Genomic DNA, 1889 nt, shown 5'->3' on the forward strand with positions numbered 1-1889 from the left:
GAGAGTGTGCTGCAGAGGCACGGAAGGAGTTCAGTATGAGCTAACCCCGTAACGTGAAGCTGCGTGAATGATGGAGGACGGCCCTCCGGGATCGGCTTTCAGGGGCGGGTCCCAAACCAGTCCGAGCTGCTGCGGTAAAGAGCCGTGGTGGTGAGCGTCGGATGAAAAGTTCGGACGAGATCCGAGCAGGTGGGTGTCCGAAAGACGAACGAAAGTGAACCCTTCGAAGACGCGTCGTTATGAACGTAAGTGTCGCCGAAACCAGGACCGTCTCGTCATCCTGGGACAAGTCCGCCGGGTGCCTGATGACAGGGCGGGTGGCGACCGGCGTTGAGGGGGCGTGAGTCGGACACAGGCATTCGCGCGGAACTGCAGGAACCAGGCTCCTGATGCAAAGGGAGAAGCTCAAGCGGGCCAAACCGCAAGGCGAGAGTACCGATGCAGGAGACTGGGGCGGACCGGCCCGTATGAGCGTTGAAGGCCCTGTAATGGGGCCGGAGCAAAGGGGCCGGATCAGGTGGTCGTATTGTTTGGAACAACTGGAAACAGGATGACTTCGGAAGATACGACAGACAAGCCGTTTCGAATTGCGAAACGACAAGTGTACGAAGCTTACAAAGCGGTCAAAGCCAACCAGGGCGCAGCCGGGGTGGACGGGCAGACCCTGGAGATGTTCGAGAAGGACCTTGCAGGAAACCTCTACAAGGTCTGGAATCGAATGTCCTCAGGGACGTACTTCCCGCCGCCGGTTCGCGCTGTCTCCATTCCGAAGAAGAGTGGGGGCGAAAGGGTTTTGGGTGTGCCCACCGTCAGCGATCGGATCGCACAGATGGTGGTCAAGCAGATGATTGAGCCGGATTTGGATATCCTCTTTCTTCCAGACTCCTACGGCTACAGGCCGGGAAAATCGGCTCTGGATGCAGTTGGCGTCACGCGTCAGCGATGCTGGAAGCATGACTGGGTTCTGGAATTCGACGTCAAAGGGCTGTTTGACAATCTTCCGCACGATCTCCTGCTGAAGGCGGTCAGGAAGCACGTCACATGCAAGTGGGCTCTGCTCTACATCGAAAGATGGCTGGCAGCGCCGATGGAGAAGAACGGGGAAGTCGTCGAGCGCACACGCGGTACCCCGCAAGGGGGCGTTGTCAGCCCGATCTTGTCGAATCTCTTCATGCACTATGCATTTGATCTGTGGATGACCCGGACGCATCCTGACCTTCCATGGTGTCGATATGCGGACGATGGTCTTGTGCATTGCCGGAACGAGCAGCAGGCAGAAGCCCTCAAGGCGGAGCTTGGTGCTCGACTGGCAGCATGCGGGCTTCAAATGCATCCGACAAAGACCAAGATCGTCTATTGCAAAGACCAAAGGCGCAGGGGAGAATACCCGAATGTCGTGTTCGACTTCCTCGGGTATCAGTTCCGGCCGCGACGCGTGGCGAACACACAGCGAGATGAGTTCTTCTGTGGTTACACGCCTGCGGCCAGCCCAACGGCACTGAAGTCGATGCGGGCCACGATCAAAAGCTTGAACATCCCGCGGCAGACGCCGGGGACGCTGGCTGAAATCGCCCAACAGCTCAATCCACTCCTTCGCGGATGGATAGCCTATTATGGCCGCTACAGCCGTTCGGCCCTGTCCACTCTGGCTGATTACGTCAACCGGAAGCTCAGGGCGTGGATCATGCGTAAGTTCAAGCGCTTTCAGTCCCATAAGACGCGTGCCAGCCTCTTCGTGAGAAAGCTGGCGCGGGAAAATCCAGGACTGTTTGTGCACTGGAAGGCGTTCGGAACGAATACGTTTGCCTGATGGGAGCGGTGTGAATCGAGAGGTTCACGCACCGTTCTGCGAGAGGCCGGCAGGTGAAATTCCTCCGGCCTACTCACCC

General features: G+C 58.1%; 1 protein-coding gene. It reads left to right on the forward strand.

Translation table 11 applies throughout. From position 1 onward, the window contains the following. The first annotated feature begins 550 nt into the window (after positions 1-550). Complete coding sequence (ltrA, locus tag NKI47_RS34775; RefSeq protein ID WP_352596326.1) at positions 551-1810, forward strand: group II intron reverse transcriptase/maturase; 1260 nt, start codon at positions 551-553, stop codon at positions 1808-1810. The last annotated feature ends 79 nt before the right edge of the window (positions 1811-1889 follow it).

This window comes from Mesorhizobium sp. M0633 (genome assembly GCF_040320645.1).
GTDB lineage: Bacteria > Pseudomonadota > Alphaproteobacteria > Rhizobiales > Rhizobiaceae > Mesorhizobium.